General features: G+C 63.2%; 14 protein-coding genes. 6 read left to right on the top strand and 8 right to left on the bottom strand.

Annotated features, from left to right (window positions below; genetic code table 11):
* The first annotated feature begins 142 nt into the window (after positions 1 to 142).
* The 4 genes from EN807_RS26045 (at position 143) to EN807_RS26060 (ending at position 12,160) form a co-directional block, all read left to right on the top strand.
* Positions 143 to 8,704, top strand: coding sequence for a glucoamylase family protein (locus EN807_RS26045; RefSeq protein WP_135937244.1), 8,562 nt, complete (start codon positions 143 to 145; stop codon positions 8,702 to 8,704).
* A 358-nt stretch (positions 8,705 to 9,062) separates the two neighbouring features.
* On the top strand, positions 9,063 to 10,835 hold the full coding sequence (locus tag EN807_RS26050) for a glucan ABC transporter ATP-binding protein/ permease (RefSeq protein WP_135937245.1): 1,773 nt from the start codon (positions 9,063 to 9,065) through the stop codon (positions 10,833 to 10,835).
* Between the two features lie 105 nt (positions 10,836 to 10,940).
* Complete coding sequence (locus tag EN807_RS26055) at positions 10,941 to 11,702, top strand: heme ABC transporter permease (protein WP_135937246.1); 762 nt, start codon at positions 10,941 to 10,943, stop codon at positions 11,700 to 11,702.
* Between the two features lie 20 nt (positions 11,703 to 11,722).
* Positions 11,723 to 12,160, top strand: coding sequence for a sulfotransferase (locus EN807_RS26060; RefSeq protein WP_281405222.1), 438 nt, complete (start codon positions 11,723 to 11,725; stop codon positions 12,158 to 12,160).
* 33 nt (positions 12,161 to 12,193) lie between these two features.
* Here the strand turns inward: EN807_RS26060 and EN807_RS26065 are convergent, their stop codons facing one another.
* Positions 12,194 to 13,252 carry a D-TA family PLP-dependent enzyme gene (locus EN807_RS26065; protein ID WP_135937247.1) on the bottom strand — a complete coding sequence of 353 codons (1,059 nt, stop codon included), beginning with the start codon at positions 13,250 to 13,252 and terminating at the stop codon, positions 12,194 to 12,196.
* 148 nt (positions 13,253 to 13,400) lie between these two features.
* Between EN807_RS26065 and EN807_RS26070 the strand changes: the two genes are divergently transcribed.
* Complete coding sequence (locus tag EN807_RS26070; RefSeq protein WP_127314398.1) at positions 13,401 to 14,087, top strand: D-lyxose/D-mannose family sugar isomerase; 687 nt, start codon at positions 13,401 to 13,403, stop codon at positions 14,085 to 14,087.
* Here the strand turns inward: EN807_RS26070 and EN807_RS35730 are convergent.
* The 7 genes from EN807_RS35730 to EN807_RS26100 are packed head-to-tail and all read right to left on the bottom strand — an operon-like array spanning position 14,084 to position 20,261.
* Positions 14,084 to 14,221: a hypothetical protein gene (locus EN807_RS35730; protein ID WP_189522578.1), complete on the bottom strand. Its 138-nt coding sequence runs from the start codon at positions 14,219 to 14,221 to the stop codon at positions 14,084 to 14,086. The two genes, EN807_RS26070 and EN807_RS35730, sit on opposite strands and share 4 nt — an antisense overlap.
* A 50-nt stretch (positions 14,222 to 14,271) precedes the next feature.
* Positions 14,272 to 15,168 carry an RDD family protein gene (locus EN807_RS26075; protein ID WP_135937248.1) on the bottom strand — a complete coding sequence of 299 codons (897 nt, stop codon included), beginning with the start codon at positions 15,166 to 15,168 and terminating at the stop codon, positions 14,272 to 14,274.
* Positions 15,155 to 16,186, bottom strand: a complete 1,032-nt coding sequence (locus tag EN807_RS26080; protein WP_135937249.1) for a stage II sporulation protein M — start codon at positions 16,184 to 16,186, stop codon at positions 15,155 to 15,157. The genes EN807_RS26075 and EN807_RS26080 overlap by 14 nt, the downstream gene beginning before the upstream one ends.
* Positions 16,183 to 17,493: a DUF58 domain-containing protein gene (locus EN807_RS26085; protein ID WP_135937250.1), complete on the bottom strand. Its 1,311-nt coding sequence runs from the start codon at positions 17,491 to 17,493 to the stop codon at positions 16,183 to 16,185. The genes EN807_RS26080 and EN807_RS26085 overlap by 4 nt, the downstream gene beginning before the upstream one ends.
* The gene (locus tag EN807_RS26090) at positions 17,490 to 18,446 is read right to left on the bottom strand and encodes a MoxR family ATPase (RefSeq protein WP_135937251.1); all 957 of its coding nucleotides are present in this window, start codon (positions 18,444 to 18,446) and stop codon (positions 17,490 to 17,492) included. The genes EN807_RS26085 and EN807_RS26090 overlap by 4 nt, the downstream gene beginning before the upstream one ends.
* Positions 18,433 to 19,638 carry a DUF4350 domain-containing protein gene (locus EN807_RS26095; RefSeq protein ID WP_135937252.1) on the bottom strand — a complete coding sequence of 402 codons (1,206 nt, stop codon included), beginning with the start codon at positions 19,636 to 19,638 and terminating at the stop codon, positions 18,433 to 18,435. The genes EN807_RS26090 and EN807_RS26095 overlap by 14 nt, the downstream gene beginning before the upstream one ends.
* Positions 19,635 to 20,261, bottom strand: a complete 627-nt coding sequence (locus EN807_RS26100; RefSeq protein WP_246684359.1) for a DUF4129 domain-containing protein — start codon at positions 20,259 to 20,261, stop codon at positions 19,635 to 19,637. The genes EN807_RS26095 and EN807_RS26100 overlap by 4 nt, the downstream gene beginning before the upstream one ends.
* A 168-nt stretch (positions 20,262 to 20,429) precedes the next feature.
* Between EN807_RS26100 and EN807_RS26105 the strand changes: the two genes are divergently transcribed.
* The gene (locus EN807_RS26105; RefSeq protein WP_246684361.1) at positions 20,430 to 21,218 is read left to right on the top strand and encodes a hypothetical protein; all 789 of its coding nucleotides are present in this window, start codon (positions 20,430 to 20,432) and stop codon (positions 21,216 to 21,218) included.
* Positions 21,219 to 21,295 lie beyond the last annotated feature (77 nt).

The following is a 21,295-nucleotide window of genomic DNA, read 5'->3' on the forward strand; positions in this document are numbered from 1 at the left end:
GCGAAGGGGTGATCGTCTGAAAGTTGTGGTGCGAAAACAAACTTTCGACCTGTGTTTCGATGCAACCAATTGCATTTGAATCGGTTTTAGGGACATTGCCGTGGCGGTGGCGCCGCTATGCGTCCCCCATGCGGAATTTTCAATGAATATCCAAACAGACCCCACCCAAATGGAAAAGACGAGCGCGAGCTTCCCGGCCATCACGGAAGAGCCGATACGCTCCAATTTCCTGCCGGAAGAGCGCCTGCGCACGCTGGGTACAAGCCTCGCCAAGGGCGACGTCAAGGATCTGTTCGGCCTGGGGCCGTTCGATTTCCAGCCACGCATCCGCGACAGTGCCAGGAAGGTCCTCGAAGTCTACCGCTCGACCAATGCCGCGCAGGCTAGGGGCGAGACGATTACGCCGGCGGCGCAATGGCTGCTCGACAACAACTATCTGGTCGAGGAAACCATCTTCCAGGTCAAGCGCGACCTGCCGCACCGTTTCTATCGGGAGTTGCCGACCCTGAAGCTGCGCGACGGCGCCAGCGTGCCGCGCGCGCTTGCGCTGGCCTGGACCTATGTCGCGCATTCGGACAGTTCCGTCTCGGCTACCATGTTCAAGGCGATCGTCGAAGGCTTTCAGGCCGTCGAGCCGCTGAAGATTGGCGAACTCTGGGCGCTGCCGTCGCTGCTGCGCTTCGTTCTGATCGAAAATCTTCGCCGGATCGCGGTCCGGGTCAATCGTACCCGGCAGATGCGCCAGATTGCCAACGAGGTTGCCGACCGCGTGCTGGCGGTCGACGACAGCGCCGACCGTCAGGCGATCCTGTCGAACTACGTCGCCCATGCACAAGACACCACCTTTGCCACCCAATTGCTCTACCGCCTGCGCGATGGGTCGCAAAATGCCGGCAGGGCGCTGGAATGGCTGGAGGGCGAACTCGAAAAGTCCGGCTCCGATGCCGAGGAAATCATAATCAGCGAACATCGCACGCTGTCCGGCGGCAATGTAACCACCGGCAACATCATCCGCGGCCTCAGGCTTATCAACGATATCGACTGGACGGTTTGGTTCGAAGGCGTCAGCCGCATCGATACGTTGCTGCGCGAGCGCACCGATTTCGCCGCGCTCGATTTCTTCTCGCGCGACCAGTACCGGACCGCGATCGAAGAAATGGCGCGCCGCTCCGATCGTTCCGAATTCCGCGTCGCCGAAAAGGCGATCGAACTTGCCGGCCATGCCGCTGTCGCCGATACCACCGGCACCGGTCCGACCGCTCACACCGACGTCGGGTTCTTTCTGGTTGGGCCGCGCCGGCTGGAACTGGAAAAGGCGATCGGCTATCGGCCGACCGTCAGCGTCACGATCAAACGGGCGTTCCGCAAGACCGGATGGCTGGGCATTGTCTTGCCGGTGTTCGCGCTGACGGTCCTGCTTCTGGTCCTCTCCGGCAACGCCCTTGCCAATCTCGGCCTGTCCAAATGGTCGATCGCCTTGATGCTGGCGCTGTTTGCCGTGCCAGCCAGCGAAGGCGCGCTTGCCTTCTTCAACACTGTCGTATCGTTGTTCCTGAAGCCCACGCGCCTCGTCGGCTACGACTACAGACGCGGCATGCCGCCCGAGGCCCGAACGCTGGTAGTGGTGCCGTCGCTGATCGGCTCGCGCGACGACGTCGAGGAGAACATCCGCAATATCGAAGTGCATCACCTGGCCAACACGGCGGACGAAATCCATTTCGCTCTGCTTTCGGATTGGCCGGACAGCAAAACCGAAATCGATGCGGCGGATATTGAGATCCTCCAATATGCTCGCGACGAGATCGCACGGCTGAACGCCCGCTACCCCAGCGAAGGCGCGCCGCGTTTCTACGTCCTGCACCGCCGGCGGCTCTACAACGAATCCCAGGGCGCCTGGATGGGCTGGGAACGCAAGCGCGGCAAGCTGCACGAACTGAATCTTCTGCTGCGCGGTGACAGCGACACCACCTTCCTGCCGCTGGATGTGCCGTTGCCGGAAAACGTTGTCCATGTGATGACGCTGGACGCCGACACGCGCACCACCCGCGATGCCGTCGCCAGTTTGGTTGGCAAGCTTTGCCACCCGCTCAACCGCCCGCATTACGACGCGGCAAAGCGCGTTGTCACCGCCGGCTACACTATCCTGCAGCCGCGCATCACCGCCTCCCTGACCAGCGGCGACGACGCATCCTTCTTCCAGCGGGTGTTTTCCGCCAATCGCGGCCTTGATCCCTACGTATTTGCCGTCTCGGATATCTACCAGGACGTCTTCGGCGACGGCTCCTTCACCGGCAAGGGCCTCTATCATGTCGACGCCTTCGAAGCGGCGCTGAAGGGCCGCATCGACGAAAACACCATCCTCAGCCACGATCTGCTCGAAGGCGCCTTGGCACGCGCGGCGCTGGTCACGGACATCGAACTGGTCGAGGACTATCCGACCCGCTATTCGGTCGACGCGTCGCGCCACCATCGCTGGGCACGCGGCGACTGGCAGCTTCTGGGCTTCATTCTCGATCCGCGCTCCGGCGTACCGGCGCTGTCGCGCTGGAAGATGGTAGACAATCTGCGCCGCTCACTGACGCCGATCTTCTGGGTGATGGCGGCGATCGCCGGCTGGACGCTGCTGCCTTTCACGCAGGCCGCGCAATGGCAGGCGCTGCTGATCCTCACGCTGTTCATGGCGCCGACATTCGATATCGTCCACGCCATCCTGCCGAAAAGCGGCGACCAGACGCCGCGCGGCCATTTCTCGGCGCTGGCGCGCGACGTTGTCTTCGGCACCGCCCTGGTGGCGCTGAAGATCGTGCTGATGGCGCATCTGGCCTGGATGATGGGCGATGCCATCATTCGCACACTCTACCGTCTGTTCGTCAGTCGGCAGAATCTGCTCGAATGGCGCACTGCCTCGCAGGCGCACAAGAATGGCGACAACGATCTCGGCTCATATTACGGCATGATGTACGGCGCGGTGATTGTCGGGGTCGTCGGCCTCGCCATCCCGGTTCTGGCCGATTCCACCGGAGCTTTCGTCGCCTTCTTCTTCGCGCTGTTCTGGATCGGCTCGCCGGCGTTCGCTTTCTGGATCAGCCGCTCGGCGGAAACCGAGGACCGTTTGCGCATATCGGCGGCTGACATCCATGCGCTGCGCACCGTTGCGCGGCGCACTTGGCATTATTTCGAGACCTTCGTGACGGCCGAGCATCACAACCTGCCGCCCGACAACTTCCAGGAAAGTCCGGCGCCTGTCGTGGCGCCCCGCACCTCGCCGACCAATATCGGCGTCTATCTCCTGTCGGTGATTTCAGCGCGCGATTTCGGCTGGATCAGTCTGTCCGACGCGACCACCCGCATCGACGCGACGATGTCGACCATCGAGAGCATGCCGCGTGAGCGCGGCCATCTCTTCAACTGGTATGACACGACGACGCTGAAGCCGCTCTATCCGCTCTATATTTCAGCCGTCGATAGCGGCAATCTTGCCGGCCATCTGGTGGCGGTGGCGGCCGCCTGCGCCGAATGGGCGGAAGCGCCTGCAGTCCACCTACAGGGCGACTTCGAGGGTATCCTCGATACGGTGACGATCCTCGACGAAAGCCTGGCGGAGTTGCCTGACGACCGTCGCCAGTTGCGGCCGTTGCGCCAGCGGCTCGCCGACCGCCTCGACGGCATGCGGCGCGCGGTCGAATCGATCAAAGCACAGCCCGAGATGGCATCGATCCGCACCATCAACCTGGCCGTTCTGGCCGGCGAGATTCGCAAGCTCGCCATCGCCATCCATACCGAGGCCGCATCGACACAGAGCGATACCATCGCCGACTGGGCGGCGAGACTGGAAGCAACCTGCGAAGCGCATGTCCATGACGCGCATAGCGACGACAATGCCGTCGAAGCCTTGCGGGCCAAGCTTCTTTCGCTGCGCGAGCGCACGCGTCGCTTCGCCTTCGAGATGGATTTCTCCTTCCTCATGCGGAAGGAACGCAAGCTCCTGTCGATCGGCTACCGGGTCGAGGAGCATCAGCTCGACGAAAGCTGCTACGACCTCCTGGCTTCCGAGGCGCGGCTGACCAGCCTGTTCGCCATCGCCAAGGGCGATCTGCCGACGGAGCACTGGTTCCACCTCGGCCGGCCGATCGTCGAGATCGGGTTCAAGGGCGCACTGATGTCCTGGTCCGGCTCGATGTTCGAGTATCTGATGCCGCCGTTGGTGATGAAGGAGGCGCAAGGCAGCATCCTCAACCAGACCAGCAAGCTCATCATCAAACGTCAGATCCAGTACGGCCGCTCGAAGAACGTGCCCTGGGGGATCTCGGAAGCGGCCTACAATGCCCGCGACCGCGAACTGACCTACCAATACACCAATTTCGGCGTGCCCGGGCTGGGCCTGAAGCGAGGTCTTGGCCAGAACACGGTGATTGCGCCTTATGCGACCGTGCTGGCGGCGCAGTTCACCCCGCGTGAATCGGTGCAGAACCTTGCCAGGCTGAGGCAGCTTGGCGCCCTTGGCCGGCACGGCTTCTACGATGCGGTCGATTTCACGCCGCAGCGCGTGCCGGAGGGCACCGACCATGTCGTCGTGCTGAACTACATGGCCCACCATTCCGGGATGTCGATCGCCGCCGTTGCCGACGCCATCTTCGAAGGACGCCTGCGCGACCGCTTCCACAGCGATCCGGTGATCGAGTCGGCCGAGTTGCTGCTGCAGGAAAGAGCGCCGCGCGACATCCCGACCGCCACCGTCAGGACCGAGGCCGACGAACGGTCGAAGGGCGAAACGGAAGTCGAGAGCCCCGATACGCGCATCGTGCTCAACCCGCTCAAGGCGCTGCGTTCGACCAGCGTCATGTCCAATGGCCGCTACTCGGTCATGGTCACCGCGACCGGCTCCGGCTATAGCCGCTGGGGCGAGCTTGCCGTCACGCGCTGGCAGCCGGATCCAACCGAGGATCGGCTTGGCTCCTATATCTTCCTGCGAGACGCCGGCACCGGCGACTGGTGGTCGGCCACCGCCGAGCCGAAGCGTGCCACCGACGAAGAAGTGCAGACGCTGTTCTCCGACGACAAGGCGAGCTTCATCAAGTCGGTGGGATCACTGCGTTCGGAGGTCGAATGCATCGTCATCTCGGAAGGAAACGGCGAAGGCCGGCGGGTGACGCTCTACAATGACGGCCCGGTCGATCGGCATATAGAAGTTACCTCCTTTGCCGAACTGGTGCTGGGCTCCGACGCATCCGACAACGCGCATCCGGCCTTCTCGAAAATGTTCGTGGAAACCGAAATCGCTGCGAATAACGGGGCGATCTTCGCCACAAGACGCAAGCGGGAAACGGACGAGCCTGATGTCACCATGGTGCACTTCGTCACCGACCCGTCTGGGTCGACGCGCGACGCCGAGGCCGAAACCGACCGGCGCGCCTTCATCGGCCGCGGCCGCACCATAACCGAGGCCGCCGCCTTCGATCCCGGCGCCAAGCTTGGCGGCCATTCCGGCTTCACGCTGGATCCGGTCGCAGCACTTCGCCGACAGGTGCGCGTGCCGGCCAACAAGAAGATATCGCTGACCTTCTGGACTGCCGTCGGCGCCAACCGTGCCGAACTCGAAGATGCCATTGCGCGGCTCGATCATCCGGAAGCCTTCGCCCGTCAGGCGATGCTCGCCTGGACCCGCTCGCAGGTGCAGACCCGTCATCTCGGCCTCAGCCTTGCCGATGCTGCCAATGTCCAGAATCTGGCGCGTTATCTGATCTATCCTGATCCGTTCCTGCGCCTTCCGGCCGAATCGATCGCCTCCGGGCTCGGTAAGCAGTCCAGTCTGTGGCCGACCAGCATATCCGGAGATTTTCCGATTTTCCTGGTCAGGATCGGCGATGTCGCCGATCTCGAAATCGTTGCCCAGGCGCTCCGCTTCCAGGAATATATGCGCGCCCGCGGCATGATGATCGACTTTGTCGTGGTCAACGAGCAGGCTTCATCCTACGTGCAAGATCTGCAACGGGCAGTCGAGACGCTGTGCGAAAACAGCCGTCTGCGCGGCAAGGAGCTCGGACCCCGCCAGCACATCTTCGCCGTGCGCCGCGATCTCATGGACGAAACGACCTATAAGACGCTGCTCGCCGTCGCCCGCGTCGCCCTGCACACGCGAAACGGCACCATCTTCGATCAGATCGAGCGCGCCGAGGCCGCTGCGCTGCAAGCACGGGACGCTTTGCAGCCGGCAGGTGCAGCAGCGCTTCGCGAACCGTCTCCGCAGGTGCCGCAGCCACGGGCTGCCCAAGTCACGATCGAAGGCAGTGCCGACGGCAGCGGGCTCAACCAGTGGAACGGTTTTGGCGGCTTTGAGGGCGACGGACGCCACTATGTCATGCGCCTTGCTGGCCGGCGCACGACGCCGCAGCCCTGGATCAACGTCATCTCCAACGCCTCGTTCGGCTTCCACGTTTCGGCTGAAGGCGCTGCCTTCACCTGGAGCCGAAACAGCCGCGACTATCAATTGACGCCGTGGGCGAACGACCCGGTCACCAACCGGCCCGGCGAGGGCATCTATATCTACGATCACGCCAACGGCCGGGCGTTCTCGCCGCTGGCCGCAGTCGTGCGCGATCCCGCCATGACCTACGAAACATGGCACGGACAGGGTTTTTCGACCTTCCGTTCGAAGCGCGGACCGCTGTCGATGGACCTGACCCATGTGGTGGATCCTGTCGATCCGGTGAAAATCTCCCGATTGCGCATCCAGAATTCGGGTTCGGTGCCGGCGCGCCTGCGCGTCTACGCCTATGCGGAATGGGTTCTTGGCAGCCATCGTTCGCGCACGGCGGCGACCATCGTTCCGTCCAGGGATGCTGCGACGGGCGCGTTGCTGGCGCAAAATCCGTACGGGCTCGACTTCAGCGAGCGGGTCGCCTTCCTGGCCACCGACAGCGCGGCACATTCTGTGACGGCCGACCGCGGCGAGTTCATCGGCCGGTACGGCACCAGCGAACTTCCGCATGCCGTGCTCAGCGGCGCCAGCCTGTCGGGCCGCGTCGAGGCCGGCGACGATCCTTGTGCAGCAATTGCTCGCGACATCGACATCCCTGCCGGCGGGGACGTGACGCTGCTCTGGCTGCTCGGCGATGCAGCCTCTGCCGAGCAAGCCAGCGCACTGGTGCAGCATCATAGAAGCAAGGATTTCGATCAGCGGCTGGCTGACAACGAACGCACCTGGCGGGGGTTTCTCGACACCATCCAGGTCGAGACGCCGGACAAGGCGCTCAACGCCATGGTCAACCACTGGCTGCCCTATCAGAGCCTAGCCTGCCGCATCCGCGCCCGCTCCGCGTTTTACCAGGCGAGCGGCGCCTTTGGCTTCCGCGATCAGCTGCAGGACACGCTGGCTCTGCTTGTCCATGATCCGAAATTGGCGCGCGACCAGATCCTCAACGCGGCGCGGCGGCAATTCCCCGAGGGTGACGTGCAGCACTGGTGGCTGCCGCGCACCGAGGCAGGCGTCCGCACCATGATTTCCGACGACGTGGTCTGGCTCGCCCACGCCACGTCACACTACTTGCAGGTGACCGGCGATACCGCGATCCTCAGGGAACAACTGCCCTTCATCGAGGGGCCGCCTCTGGAAGAAGGCGAGCACGACGCCTTCTTCACCCCGGAGATATCGAAGAAGACCGCTTCACTCTATGATCATTGCGCACGCGCACTTGACCTTGCCATCAAGCGCAGCAGCTCCGCCGGATTGCCGCTGATCCTCGGTGGCGACTGGAACGACGGCATGAACCGTGTCGGCGAGCACGGTAAGGGCGAGAGCGTCTGGCTGGGCTGGTTCCTGCTGAAGACGCTGGGCGACTTTGCACCTGTCGCCAAGGCGGAAGGCGACACCAAGCGCGCGCAAGCCTGGACAAAACACGCTGACGTGCTGAAGCGGGCGCTGGAAAGCACGGCCTGGGATGGTGAATGGTATCGTCGCGGCAGCTTCGACGACGGCACGCCGCTGGGGTCGCGCGGTTCGCAGGAGTGCAAGATCGACTCGATTGCCCAGTCGTGGAGCGTGCTGTCGGGCGAGGGCGATCCGGCGCGGTCGACGACGGCGATGCAGCAGGCGATGAAAATGCTCGTCGACGACGAGCTCAAGATCGTCAAGCTTTTCACCCCGCCCTTTTCCAGGACGGAACAGAATCCAGGCTACATCAAGAGCTACCCGCCGGGTGTCCGTGAAAACGGCGGCCAGTACACCCACGCGGCGACATGGTTCGTTATTGCGCTCGCCGAAATGGGGCGCACCGACGACGCCTACCGCTGTCTCTCGATGCTCAACCCGGCCAACCACGCGCTCGACGAGGCCGCTACCGAGCACTACCGCGTCGAGCCTTATGTCGTCGCGGCAGACGTCTACGCCGGGCAAGGCAAGGGCGGCCGCGGTGGCTGGACCTGGTACACCGGCTCGGCCGGCTGGCTTTATCGCGCGGCGGTCGAGGGCATCCTCGGCGTTGAGCGCAGGGGCGAGCGCGTTCAGTTCAGGCCGAAACTGCCCAGCCATTGGGATGGTTATACGGCAACGCTCAAGGTGCTGGGGGCCGAACTCAGGGTTCGCGTTGTCCGCGACGCCAAGGTCAAAGCCATCTCGCTAGAGGTAGATGGTAAAAAGACGAAGGCTTCGGCTTTCAAACCGAAAGCCGGCGACAAGGCTGAGGTGGTCGTCAGGATACCGGCGTAGTTCCAAGGATTTTAGCGTTTTTGCACGTCTTGGGGATGCGCGTTGTTTAAGGTTGCTCTAGAAATTCTATTGCGCATGAGCTTTCCCAAAAGCCGATGCAGCCTTTAGGGATTCGTACATGACCAGTTGCTGATTAAAATTGCGGCAGTGCTTGCAGCCTGCCACGATTTTGCCGCAGGGCTGACATTTTACCTTTTTTCTCAAACCGTTAGGTGATCACGACAGATTTCGCAGCGTCGCCATCTTTTGTTCGCGAATTGGGAACTGAAGGGGTACACGAGCATTGTTTCGCGACACGTCAACGGGTACGTGTAGAAAATGATGCAGTGCACAATAACAATTTGCCGGAGTAGCTGAAGTGTCCCTTCTGCAGATCTACTGGAGAGCGCTTGGTTATCTCGCTGCCGACAGAAAACGCGTAGCGTTTATCTGCGGGGCGAATGTCACGCTGGCCATTATCGCCATCCTTGAGCCGATCATGTTCGGACGGGTGATCGATGCTATTTCGGACGGCGGCTCGGTCTTTTCGACGCTTGCCGTATGGGCCGGTATCGGCGTCTTCAACGTCGTCGCCTTCGTTCTGGTGGCGCGCGGCGCTGACCGCTTTGCCCATGCACGACGCAGCGAGGTGCTTTGCCAGTCATTCGAGCGCGTAATCACCATGCCGCTTGCTTGGCATCATCAGCGCGGCACCTCCAATTCCCTGCATACGCTTCTGCGCGCGGTCGAGACCCTGTTCAGCCTCTGGCTCGAGTTCATGAGGCAGCATTTGTCCACTGTCGTCGCACTGGTTCTGCTGGTGCCGACGGCGCTCAGCATGGATATTCGCATGTCGATGGTCCTGCTGGCGCTGGGCGCGCTCTATGTCGGAATCGGGCGGCTGGTGATGCGTCGTACCAGGGCAGGCCAGGCGTCCGTGGAGCGGCATTTTCACCAGGTGTTCGCGCATGTGAGTGACTCGGTCAGCAATGTCGCCGTACTGCAGAGCTACAATCGCATCGGCCACGAGACCGACGCCTTGAAGCGTTATGTCAAGAATCTGCTTGATGCCCAATATCCGGTGCTCGACTGGTGGGCATTGGCCAACGCCTTGCACCGCCTGTCGTCGACCATTTCGATGATGGTCGTGCTGTTGATCGGCTCCTATCTGGTCATGCATGGCCAATTGCGTATCGGTGACGTCATCGCCTTTACCGGCTTTGCAACGCTGCTGATCGCCCGGCTCGACCAGATGTCGGCCTTCGCCAACCAGATTTCGGAAGCCAGGGCCAAGCTCGAGGAATTTTACCGCCTCGAGGACTCCGCGGCCGACGCAGCCGAGCCGGACGGGTTGCGTGACCTCGGCAACGTCACTGGTCATGTGCGTTTTGAAAACGTCAGCTTCGAATTCGCCAATTCGGGGCAGGGCGTGAACGACGTGTCGTTCGAGGTCCATGCCGGCCAGACCGTCGCCATCGTCGGTCCGACGGGCGCGGGCAAGACCACGCTCATCAATCTTTTGCAGCGCGTATTTGCGCCGTCCAGCGGCCGGATCCTGATCGATGGCATCGATACCCGTACGGTGACCCGCAAGTCGCTGCGCCACTCGATCGCCACCGTGTTCCAGGATGCGGGCCTGCTCAACCGCTCGATCGAGGACAATATCCGCGTCGGGCGCGCCGAGGCGACCTATGATGAGGTCCACGCTGCCGCCAATGCCGCTGCCGCGCAGGATTTCATCCTGTCGAAGAGCAACGGCTACGACACGGTCGTCGGCGAACGCGGGGGACAGCTTTCGGGCGGCGAGCGCCAGCGTATCGCCATCGCGCGCGCCGTGTTGAAGGATTCGCCCATCCTGGTGCTCGACGAAGCGACCAGCGCGCTCGATGTCGAGACGGAAGACCGCGTTAAGGAAGCGATCGACGAATTGCGGCGCGGCCGCACTACCTTCATCATCGCCCACCGCTTGACCACCGTTCGAGATGCCGATCTGGTTGTGTTCATGGACAAGGGCAAGGTGGTCGAAATGGGTGGCTTCGCCGAATTGTCGATGCGCAATGGCCGCTTCGCCAGCCTGCTGCGCGCCGGCGGCCTGCTCAACGACGAGGAAGTCCGCCGCCTCAGCCGCACCATCACGGACGAGGCCGCCTGAGCGGCCAGGCTCGCCCCTTCTCCCTGTCCTGTGGGAGAAGGGAAGGCAGCCTGCGACACCACCACTCGATTGCCCCAAAAGCGTCGCCGGTTTATGTAAAGCCGCATGAGTGACCTGACTTCACGCCTCAGCGGCTGGATGGATTTCGCCCACCCGACGCGGTTTGTCTGGTTGGCCGACAAGGTGGTGCCGTGGCTGGCGACCATCGCCGCACTCATCTTGGCCGCCGGGCTCTATATGAGCTTCGCTGCGCCGGAGGATTTCCAGCAAGGCATCACCGTGCGCATCATGTATATCCATGTGCCCTTCGCCTGGCTGGCCATGATGTGTTTCACGCTGATGGCGGTTTTCGCGTTGGGCACGCTGGTATGGCGCCATCCGCTGGCCGATGTCGCGCTGAAATCGGCGGCACCCATCGGCGCCGTCTTTACAGCACTCGCGCTGATCACCGGCTCGATCTGGGGCAAGCCGATGTGGGGCACCTGGTGGGTGTGGGACGCGCGGCTGACCTCGGTGTTCGTGCTGTTTCTGATGTATCTCGGCATCATCGCGCTGACGCGGGCACTCGACGATGCGGCGCGCGCCGCCTGGGCCGCCGCAATCATCACCCTGGTCGGCTTCATAAACATCCCGATCATCAAGTTCTCGGTCGATTGGTGGAACACGCTGCATCAGCCGGCTTCGGTGTTCCGCATGGGTGGCTCGACCATTGACCCCTCTATGCTGAGGCCGTTGCTGGTGATGGCTCTAGGCTTTACCGTGCTGTTCTTCGCGTTGCATCTGATGGCGATGCGCACGGAAATTCGCCGCCGCCGCGTCATCTCCATGCGCCGAGTCGCGGCGAGGCAGGCAGACAAGCCCGGCTAGGCGGCGCCCTGCTGGCCTTCATCGGCCTCATTTTGCCAAATGCCCGCATCGTCCACTGCCGGCGTGACCCGATGGACAATTGCACGTCCTGTTTCATGCACAATTTCTCCGATGCCCTCGGCTACAATGCCGATCTGACCAAGCTTGGGCAGTACTACCGGCAATATGATCGCTTGATGCGCCATTGGGCCAAGGTCGTGCCGCTTGCCATCCACGACATGCCCTACGAAGAAACCGTGGCCGATCTCGAAACCCGCGCTCGTGGATTGATCGGATTTCTCGGCGTGAAATGGGACGATGCTTGTCTGCATTTCCACGAAACCGAGCGCACGGTACGAACGCCAAGCCGCTGGCAGGTGCGCCAGCCGATCTATTCGTCCTCTGTAGAGCGCTGGAAACTGTACGGCGATGCCCTCGATCCATTGAAGGCTGCACTGGGTCCGCTTGTCCATCTTTGATCAAACGGTCGTTCGGTCCGAACGACGTCGAGCTCACCCCATGCGGCCACGCGCCGCCACCGGCAGCGTCTCCAGCACCCGTTCTCCGGCGATCAGGTGGACCTCGTCGAACAGATTGGTGACGACGCAGCAATGGTCGGGCACGATTCGCACGCGCTCGCCGATACGCAGCCTGGCGTCGCCGGAAAGCGTGACGTTGCCGTGCTCTTCGCTGAGGCCGGTGACGGTAGCGCCCGGAATACCCAGCAATTCGCCGAAATCAGGCAACCCCAGCGTATCGCTGGACAAGGCCTTGCTGCCGGCATCGAGGATGGCCCGTGTCGTCGTCGGATGGCTGACCACCGTCGACAGCACCGTCAGCGCGCAATCATCGAGGCTTCCGCCGCTTTTGGCGACCTGGTAGCGGTCGAGATAGATGTAGGTGCCCGGGCGGTACTCGGTGACGACGGAAGCCTCGCTCGAGCGCCACATGTCCGGCGTGCCGCCGCTGGAGATGCGCTCGCAGGCAAAGCCGGATGCGGTGAGCGCCTGGCGCGCATCGGCGAGCCACGTCTCGGCCTCGGCAGCACGGCCTGCTGCCGGATAGGTCATCAGCCCGCCGAAGGCGAGCCCCTTGGCCTTGTCGATCTCTCTTGCCAATGCGACCGCCTCGCTGGCCGACTGGACGCCGCAGCGGCCCATGCCGGTGTCGCATTCCACCAGCACCTGTAGCGGCTGGCCTGGATCGGTGAAGGTGGCGGCGAGCCCGTTAAGCGTTTCCAGGCTGTCTGATGTCACCGACAACGTCACACGACCGTGCAGCGCCTTGAGACGCTCCAGCTTGGCCTTGCCCAGAATGTTATAAGGGAGAAAAATGTCGGTGAGGCCGGAATCGGCCATCACCTCGGCTTCACCGATCTTCTGGCAGGTGATGCCGACCGCACCCGCTGCGATCTGCTTCTTTGCCCAGTAAGGCAGTTTGTGGGTCTTGATGTGCGGCCTGAGCTTCAGTCCGTTGCGGTCGGCGTGGGCCTGCGCCCGCGCGATATTGGCTTCGGCGCGGGCAGCGTCGATCAGGATTGCCGGTGTATCGAGGTCATCTATGCTGCGCATGGATTGTCACCCTGGGAATTGCCTGGACTTATGGCCTTGATCGGCCCGGATGTCATGAGGCCAGCTCCTCAGTTTACGTCGACACCGGATCGGCGTTCGGCTATTCGGTTTGGAGATCGCCCAAGCCGACGGGAAGGAAACCACGACCATGAAACGCTCCACCATCAACGACATCATCCGCGACGCCGATGCCTTCATCCGTTCGTTCGGCTACATCATGCCGCCCTTCGCCTATTGGTCGCCGGAAGAGATGAAGACGCGCCGGCAGGATTCGTCGGCCATCTTCTCCTCCCGGCTCGGCTGGGACATCACCGACTACGGCCAGGGCAAGTTTAGCGAACTCGGCCTCTTCCTATTCACCGTTCGCAACGGTCGCTACGAGGACATGAAGAAGGGCATGGGCATGCTCTATGCCGAGAAGATCATGATCTCGCGCAAGGATCAGCTGTCGCCGATGCATCGCCACAACATCAAGGCCGAAGACATCATCAACCGTGGTGGCGGCAAGCTGGTGCTGGAACTGTTCATGCACGATCGCGATGGCGGCATCGATCCGAAGGCCGAGGTATCGGTGCCTGTCGACGGAACCATCCACAGGCTGCCGGCGGGCGGGCTGCTGAAGCTCGATCCAGGCGAGAGCGTGACGCTGCTGCCGGGCGTCTGGCACGCCTTCTGGGCCGAGGGCAAGGATGTGCTGATCGGCGAGGTCTCGACCGTCAATGACGATCTGACCGATAATGTCTTCCGCGAGCCGATCGGCCGCTTCGCAGACATCGACGAGGATGTCGCGCCGCTGCACCTCTTGGTGTCCGACTACGAGAGGTGGGTGGGTTAGGAGCCAGCCTTGCTGCCTTCTAAATTTGCTCGATTGAGGAGCGCGCGGAGTCTGCGCACTTCGGCGATCAGGCGAGGAACATCCTGACGCGCGGCGGCCATGAAATCCTGGTCCGCGACCGTCGCGCCGGTCATCTCGACTCAGGCTTCCATCTCTTGAAGTTCAAGTTCGGATAGAGATGTGTTCATGGCAGCCTCGTTGGTCCGGCGTTGCTGCCGCGCGCGTGCTTGTCGGCCTTGCGGTTGCCGAGCAGCAGCTTCCGCTCGAGATGGGCTCGGAGCTCGCCGTAATACGCCATCAGGAACGGGCGGGCATCATGCGCCTGCGGCGTTGAGCCGATCTTGCGTCCGATCGTTTCAGCCACCGCCCGCAGCGCGAAATAGTCGTCGCGGCGCAGCACTTCCTCCAACTTGTGCAGTTCGGCGATGCCATAGGCATCGAGCTGAGCGTGGCTGAACTGAAAGGCCTTGGCAACCGGATCCTGCCTTGCCGACAGATCCTCCATTAGCGTGCGCTTCGGCGCCTCGACGACCCATGTTCCCGCCAGGAGGTCGCCAATTCGCATGCGGTCGCGATTGAAAAGCGGGAACAGGGCGAACAACAGCGCCCACACCAGTCCGAAGACCGTCGTCAGCGTATCGGCGACGCCCATCCCACTCCTTCCGGCGATAATCGACAGCGGCAGAAAGACTTCGATCTCGCGCATCAGATTGCGGGCGATGACCTGATCGACCGACAGGCCGGCTCCGCTGCGCGACGCCACCCGGATGCCGACGATCCGCTTGCCGGGCGTCGACGCGCGCCGCCCGGCCTCGAAGGCGATGAAATAGGCGTTGCGCAAAAAAAAGATCACGATGATCCAGACGATGAAAAGCGGCTGCATTTGATCGGTGCCAAGGCCTCTCACCCCGAACAGCGCGACAATCGTGACCGCGATTGCAGCCGTGGCGATAAACACGACATCGAGCAGGAAAGCGGCAGCCCGTGTGCCGGCGTCGGCCAGCTTTATCTGGAGATCGACACCTTCAGGCGTGATCAGCGAGCGCATTGTCGCCAGGGGGGAGCGTCTAGCGGTCGCCATTCCGCACCACCTGGAAGAGGTAGAAATAGCCGATCCACAGTGCGAGCATACCGCCGCCAATGAAATAGCGCGTGACGTCGCTGGTGATCGTCTGCCTGCCGATGCCCTCGAGCAGTCCGGCAAACAGCAGCATGACCGAAACGCCGACCATCGCTGTCGCCGCGACGCGTCCCGCATGGGCCGCTGCCGTCATGCGGGTCAACTCGCCGGGAAAGGCTATGCGCGTGCCGATGCGCATGCCGGCAGCGCCGGCCAGTGCGATGGCGAACAATTCGGTGGTGCCGTGGATGGCCAGCCAGCCGCCAAGTTCCATGCCAAGCCCCTTTACCCAATAGACTTGGAACAGCGCACCCAGCATGCAGCCGTTGAACAGCATCAGCAGTACCGTCGGCGCGGCGAACGCAAATCCAAGGGCGAAAGCCAGGATTGCGACCTGGACGTTGTGGGTGAAAAGATAAGCCGCAAAGCCTGAGAGAAAGCCGTTGTCGCCATCATAAAGCATCCTGCGCAGCAGCTCGGCCGAAGCGTCGGGGCCGCGGCCGGCGGCCAGGCCCGACGGGATGATCGCGTCGAACCAGCTCTTGTCGGACGCTACCAGCCAGGCGCCGGCTCCGATGCCAACAAACATCAGCGCCACCGACACCAGCGTCTCGCGCCACAAGCCGCGAATGGCACCGGGCCAGTCGTGCAGGAAGAAATCGGCGATGCGCTGCCGCAGCCCGCGACGTGCCCCGTAGAGATAGAAGTAACCTCGCAGCGACAGGGATTCGAGATAGGCGATCAGCGCACTGTCGAGGGATGTCGCTCTGGCCACCGAAAGGGAAGACAATGCCGACCGGTAGAGCAGCGGCAGCGCCAGTAGTTCCTCTTCCGATAGCGTCCGCGGCGCGCGTTTCTCGACGCGGTCGAGAAGCGCCTCGAACGCCTTCCAGTCGGCCTCGCGCTCCCGACGAAAGCTGGCCAGCGACTGGCGTACGGCATCGCCGCGTCCAGCATCGCCGGATACTGGCACAGTCACAACAGATCCTCCCGTTTGAACTGCAGATAGCGCTCGACCAGTGCCGGCCCCAATTTTTGATGGTCGGCTTCGATCACATGTGCACCAAGCAGCCGCAACCGGCCTATGACGACCTGTCTTTCGCGTAAAAGCCCGCCGGCAACGACGGCGCGGGCCACATCCTCGCCGGACCGGGGCGGCATGTCGGCCAAGCTCTCCAGCTCGACATCCCTGATCAGCATGAACAGCACCAGATGCCGCTCGGTGAGCCGGCCGACGGTGCGCAGCATCAACTCCGCGCTGATCGGATCGACAAAATCGGTGAAGATGATCACCAGCGAGCGCCGGTCGAGCCGCGCCGCAAGCGTGGTCAGCGCCAGGGTGAAATTGGTCTCCTCGTTGGAATAGTCGATCTCAACCGCCCGCTTCTGGATCATCGCAAAGCTGGCCGAGCCGCGCACCGCGCCGCTGGCGACGCGCGGCCGCGCATCGAAGCTGAACAGGCTGACCATGTCGCCGCCCTTGAGCGCAACGAACGCCGACAGCAAGGCTGCCGCCACCGCCCGGTCCACCTTCGGCACACCGTCGACCGGCTCGCACATCAGGCGTCCGCTGTCGATGGCCAGCACGATGTTGTTGTTCTCCTCGATACGGAACTCGCGCGCCAGAAGCCTGCCGTGGCGGGCGCTGCGCTTCCAGTCGATCATCCGCCGGCCCATGCCGGGCTGATAGTCCTTCAGCGCCTCGAATTCCCGGCCCTGGCCGGCCCGGCGCTGTGCATGGCCGTCGGGCAGGGCCTCGCGTTGCAGCAGCGTGATGGCCTGCTCGCGGGCGCCGCGGACGTCGGGCAACACCGCCACCTTGCTTTCCATCGGCAGGACGACCTGGTTCCAGACCAGTCCGAACGGCCCGCGCCAGCGCACCCACAGACGATCGAAGCTGGCGATGCCGCGCCGCAGCGCCTGGAACCGAAGGTCGAGCGATCCGCCGTCGCAGGTCGGAGCCAGGGATCCACCGGTTCCGCCCATCGGTGCCAGGCGCTCATCATGGCCGACGCGCGCCTCCAGGGTCCGCGTCCGGCTGGAAAAACGGGCGGCGACATGGACGGTGAAATCTCCGCCGACACCGACCTGCGGCGGCGCGTGGAGGCTGGCGGTCAGCGAGGCCCGCCCGCCTCCTGCCGCGGCGTCCACCGCCAGGAAGGCGAGCAGCACGCAGATCCACAGCAAACCGAGATACCACAGTGACGGCAGCGCCAGCGCGACCAGGAAGGCCGGCACCGCGCCCGCAGCCGCCGTCCAAACCGCTCGGCCGCTCGGATAGATCAACGTGGCGCTTCCGTCTGGTCGACCAGGTCGGATACGATCTGCTCGACCAGCCGGCCATCGATCTGCGCGGCCGGCGACAGGATGACGCGATGGCGCAGCGCCGGTACCGCCAGTGCCTTGACGTCGTCGGGAATCACATAGGCGCGCCCGTCGAGCGCAGCCCGCGCCCGCGCCGCCCTGGCCAGCATGGCGCCCGCGCGTGGACTGGCGCCAACCTCCAGATCCGGGCTTTCGCGTGTGGTGCGCACCAGCGCCGCGATGTAGCTGACGACGTCGTCGACAAGGGTCACGGAGCCGACGGTGGCGAGCGCGTTCTCCAGTGTCTTGCGATCCGCCTGGGCCTTGATGCCGTATTGCGCGATGTCGTGCGAGGCTGAGCCGCCGCCGTGATGGATGATGATGACCCGTTCCTCCTCGGGGCCGGGATAGCTGACCCGGTGCTTGAACAGGAAGCGGTCGAGCTGTGCCTCGGGCAGGGGGTAGACACCCTGATGCTCGATCGGGTTCTGGGTCGCGACCACCATGAAGTTACGGCCCAGCGAATGCGTAGTGCCGTCGAAGGTGACCGCATGCTCCTGCATCGCCTCCAGAAGTGCTGCCTGTGTCTTGGGCGGCGTGCGGTTTATCTCGTCGGCGAGCAGGAGGTCGCAGAAGATCGGACCGCGTGTCAGCGTGAACTGTCCGGTCTGGAAATTGTAGATGTTCGATCCGACGATATCGCCGGGCATCAGGTCCGGCGTGAACTGGATGCGCCCGTAAGCGACGCCCAGAGCCTGCGCGAAGCAGCGCGCGGTCATTGTCTTGGCCGTGCCCGGAGGGCCTTCCAGCAGGATATGCCCGCCGGCGAACAAGGCGGTCAGCATCAGGTCGACCGTGTCGTGCTGCCCGGTGATCGCTTTGGCCACTTCTTCCCTGATCCGTGTCGCCAGGGCCTTCACATCATCGACGTTCACCGAGCCTCCTTGCCGTCCAATCGTGCAGCTGTTTCGCTGCCACGTGCATTTGCGTCAGATTTTTCGCTTCGCCGACGGCCTGCGCCCGCGTGGTGAATCCTCTGGTCTCGTCCTTGTCGCGGGAATCGAGCCAGTGGTTGAGCGCTTCTCCTTGCAATCCCTGCGGTGCTCCCAGCAAAGCGCCGGCGCGCACACCCGCCAGGGCCGCATATCGGCCTCCCAGTTCCTCGAGCCGCCCGGCGCGCCGCAACAGCATCGCCGTCGTATCCACCAGCGCGCGCTTGCCAAAGGCAATGGCGCGCAATTCGGCGCGCGGTGGGCCGAAACGGCCGAGGCCGTGCAGGAAAGCCAGCGCCGCCGCAGCCAGGATCGTCAGTGTCAGCGCCAGAAACGGCGGTTCGACCAAGAGCTTGGCAAGGTCGTATTTTCGCCCCGCGCCATGCAGCGTGAGATCGAACATCACCGGGCCCTTTTCGGGTTCCAGCAATGCAATCAGGTCGAGCGCGGCTGCCGCCTTGTCCGCGTCCTTAAGAGCGGCGTTGTTGATCAGGTCGGGGTCGGTCAGGATGTAAAACGGCTTGTCTTCGACTTCGGTGAGCACAGCCTTGTCGTTGCCGGCTGCTATCATTGGATACTTGTCGGCCACCCACTGCAATTCATCGGGGGCGGTAACGAGCCGGCCTTCGATGTCGAGCTCCTGCACCGTGCTTTGGCCGACGCCGATCTTTGCATTGGCGATGCGGCCGAGCCATTGGTTCACCACGGAATCGGGCAGTCGCCCGAATTTCATGTTCCATCCTTCGTGCTCCTCCAGCGGCAGGGTCTGCCATTTGGGGAGGACGAAGAGGGTATCCTGGTCCTGCCGAAGTTCGAGAATGTGATCGAGCGCTTCCGGGTCGCTATCGGGCGAAATGGTGACGATCAGCAACATGTCGGTGCCGAGATCCTGATCGGTCCGCGCCATGGCTGGCGTCTCGCCGGTGAGCCGCAACCATTCCGCCAGGCCGGCATAGCCGACGCCGCTTTTCGACAGCGGCGTGGCGCCGCCATTGCCGGGTTGCCGGAAGTCGGGCGCATAGGTGGACAGCAGGAAGAATCCCGCTGCCGCAAGCAGGCTGGCGAAAATGCCCCAGAACAGCGTTCTCCGGTTGAACGGTTCCTGTGCCGCTGTTTCCACCGTCGTCGCGCTCATGTCCAGGCATCCCGGAAGACGAACCGCTCATAGGCGCCGCGTGCTTGCCGCCAGCCCTCCGGGCCGACCGGCCGTCGTGCGAACAATGCGGCCTCGACGATGCGTGCGATCTCGGTAAACGCCGCGCGGGCCTTGGCGGGAACCGAAGCAGCAGCGGCGATGTCGCGCGCCGTGAGCGACGGGCGCAGGAAGTCCGGCAGCCGGCCGGCAATATCGGCGACACTGCGGCGAAGCAGGAGATGGACAGCTTCGTCATAGTCGCCCCGCGCGGCCAGCGCGTCGGCTTCCGACAGCAGGATCTGCGCGGTGCCGGCGTCGGGACGCCATGCTTCCTCCGCCTCGGTTTCGCGACGCGCGCGCTGCCACGGCAGGCGCCAGGCGACGCCTTTCATCTCGAGGAAGACCAGGAGCAGGATGATCGCGGCACCTGATATCACCGCCCCCCAGAACAGATAGATCATGTAGGGACCGAGCGACGACAACAGGTCCAGCAGCGGCTTCAGCCAATCAGGTGGCTGGGGTGGCGCATAGGCCGGCAGGTCGAACTGGATCGACCTGTCCGAGATCAACTGCTCATGCGCTTTTGCCAGCCATTCGGCTTCCGCTGTGCCTGGCTGTGCCACTGCCAACCCGCTCCCCTGCGACCTGTGGTTCCCCAGCCGACACTGGCAATGCACAACGGCAATTGCAAGTGGACTAGACGCCGACCTCCAATGTTGGCACATTTAATGCGGGGATCACCAGCCGATATGCGGTGATTGAGCGGGGGACGCGTCATGGTTTCAACGACATTGGAACGGCCGGGCAAGTTTCGCATCGGCAGGGTTTTCAACGACAGCTTTGCCGTCATCAGCCGCAACCCGGGTCTGTTGGTCGGACTTGCGGCATTGTTTTCGGGGTTGCCAACTCTTGTTTTTCAACTTTGGGCGTTGAGCCGGCTGGCACCCTTTACCGCCGCGGACCCAGCTGCCTCCTTCGACCCGAGCACTCTCGGCGAACCGAATTTGATGGCGAGCTATTCCGCGATCACGATAGGCTTCGGGCTGGTCTCCTACATCCTGTCGCTGTTGCTCCAGGCATCGCTGGTGCGTGCCACCATCGAGGACTTGAATGGCAAGCAGCCGTCGTTCGGTGACTGCGTCGCGAAAGCAGTTTCCTTTCTCTTGCCGACGTTCGCCATTGCCCTGTTGGTTGGTTTAGGTGTGGTCCTCGGTCTTATGCTTCTTATTGTGCCTGGCATCATGCTGGCGCTGCGTTGGTCGGTCGCGGTGCCGGCGCTGGTGCAGGAGCGGCTCGGCGTGTTCGGCTCGATGGCGCGCAGCCGCGATCTGACCAAGGGAAGCCGCTGGGCGCTGTTCGGCCTTTTCGTTATCCTGATCATTATCGTGATTGCCATCCAGTTGGCGCTCGGCACCGCAACCGCCCTGTTTGGATGGGGGGTGATGGGTGCTGTGGTGGATGCATTGGTGACGAGTGTGACATCAATGGTAATGTCGATCGCCACCGCGGTCTGCTATGTCGAGTTGCGGCAAGTTAGGGAAGGCACCAGCGTCGACGAACTGGCGGAGATCTTCTCCTGACGCGAGAGGTCGCTCCCGCCCTACCACATCATGAACGAAACGACGTCCGCGTCGGAGACCTTGCCTGCCATCACATC

Origin of the sequence: Mesorhizobium sp. M5C.F.Ca.ET.164.01.1.1 (assembly GCF_004792125.1) — a bacterium.
GTDB lineage: Bacteria > Pseudomonadota > Alphaproteobacteria > Rhizobiales > Rhizobiaceae > Mesorhizobium > Mesorhizobium wenxiniae.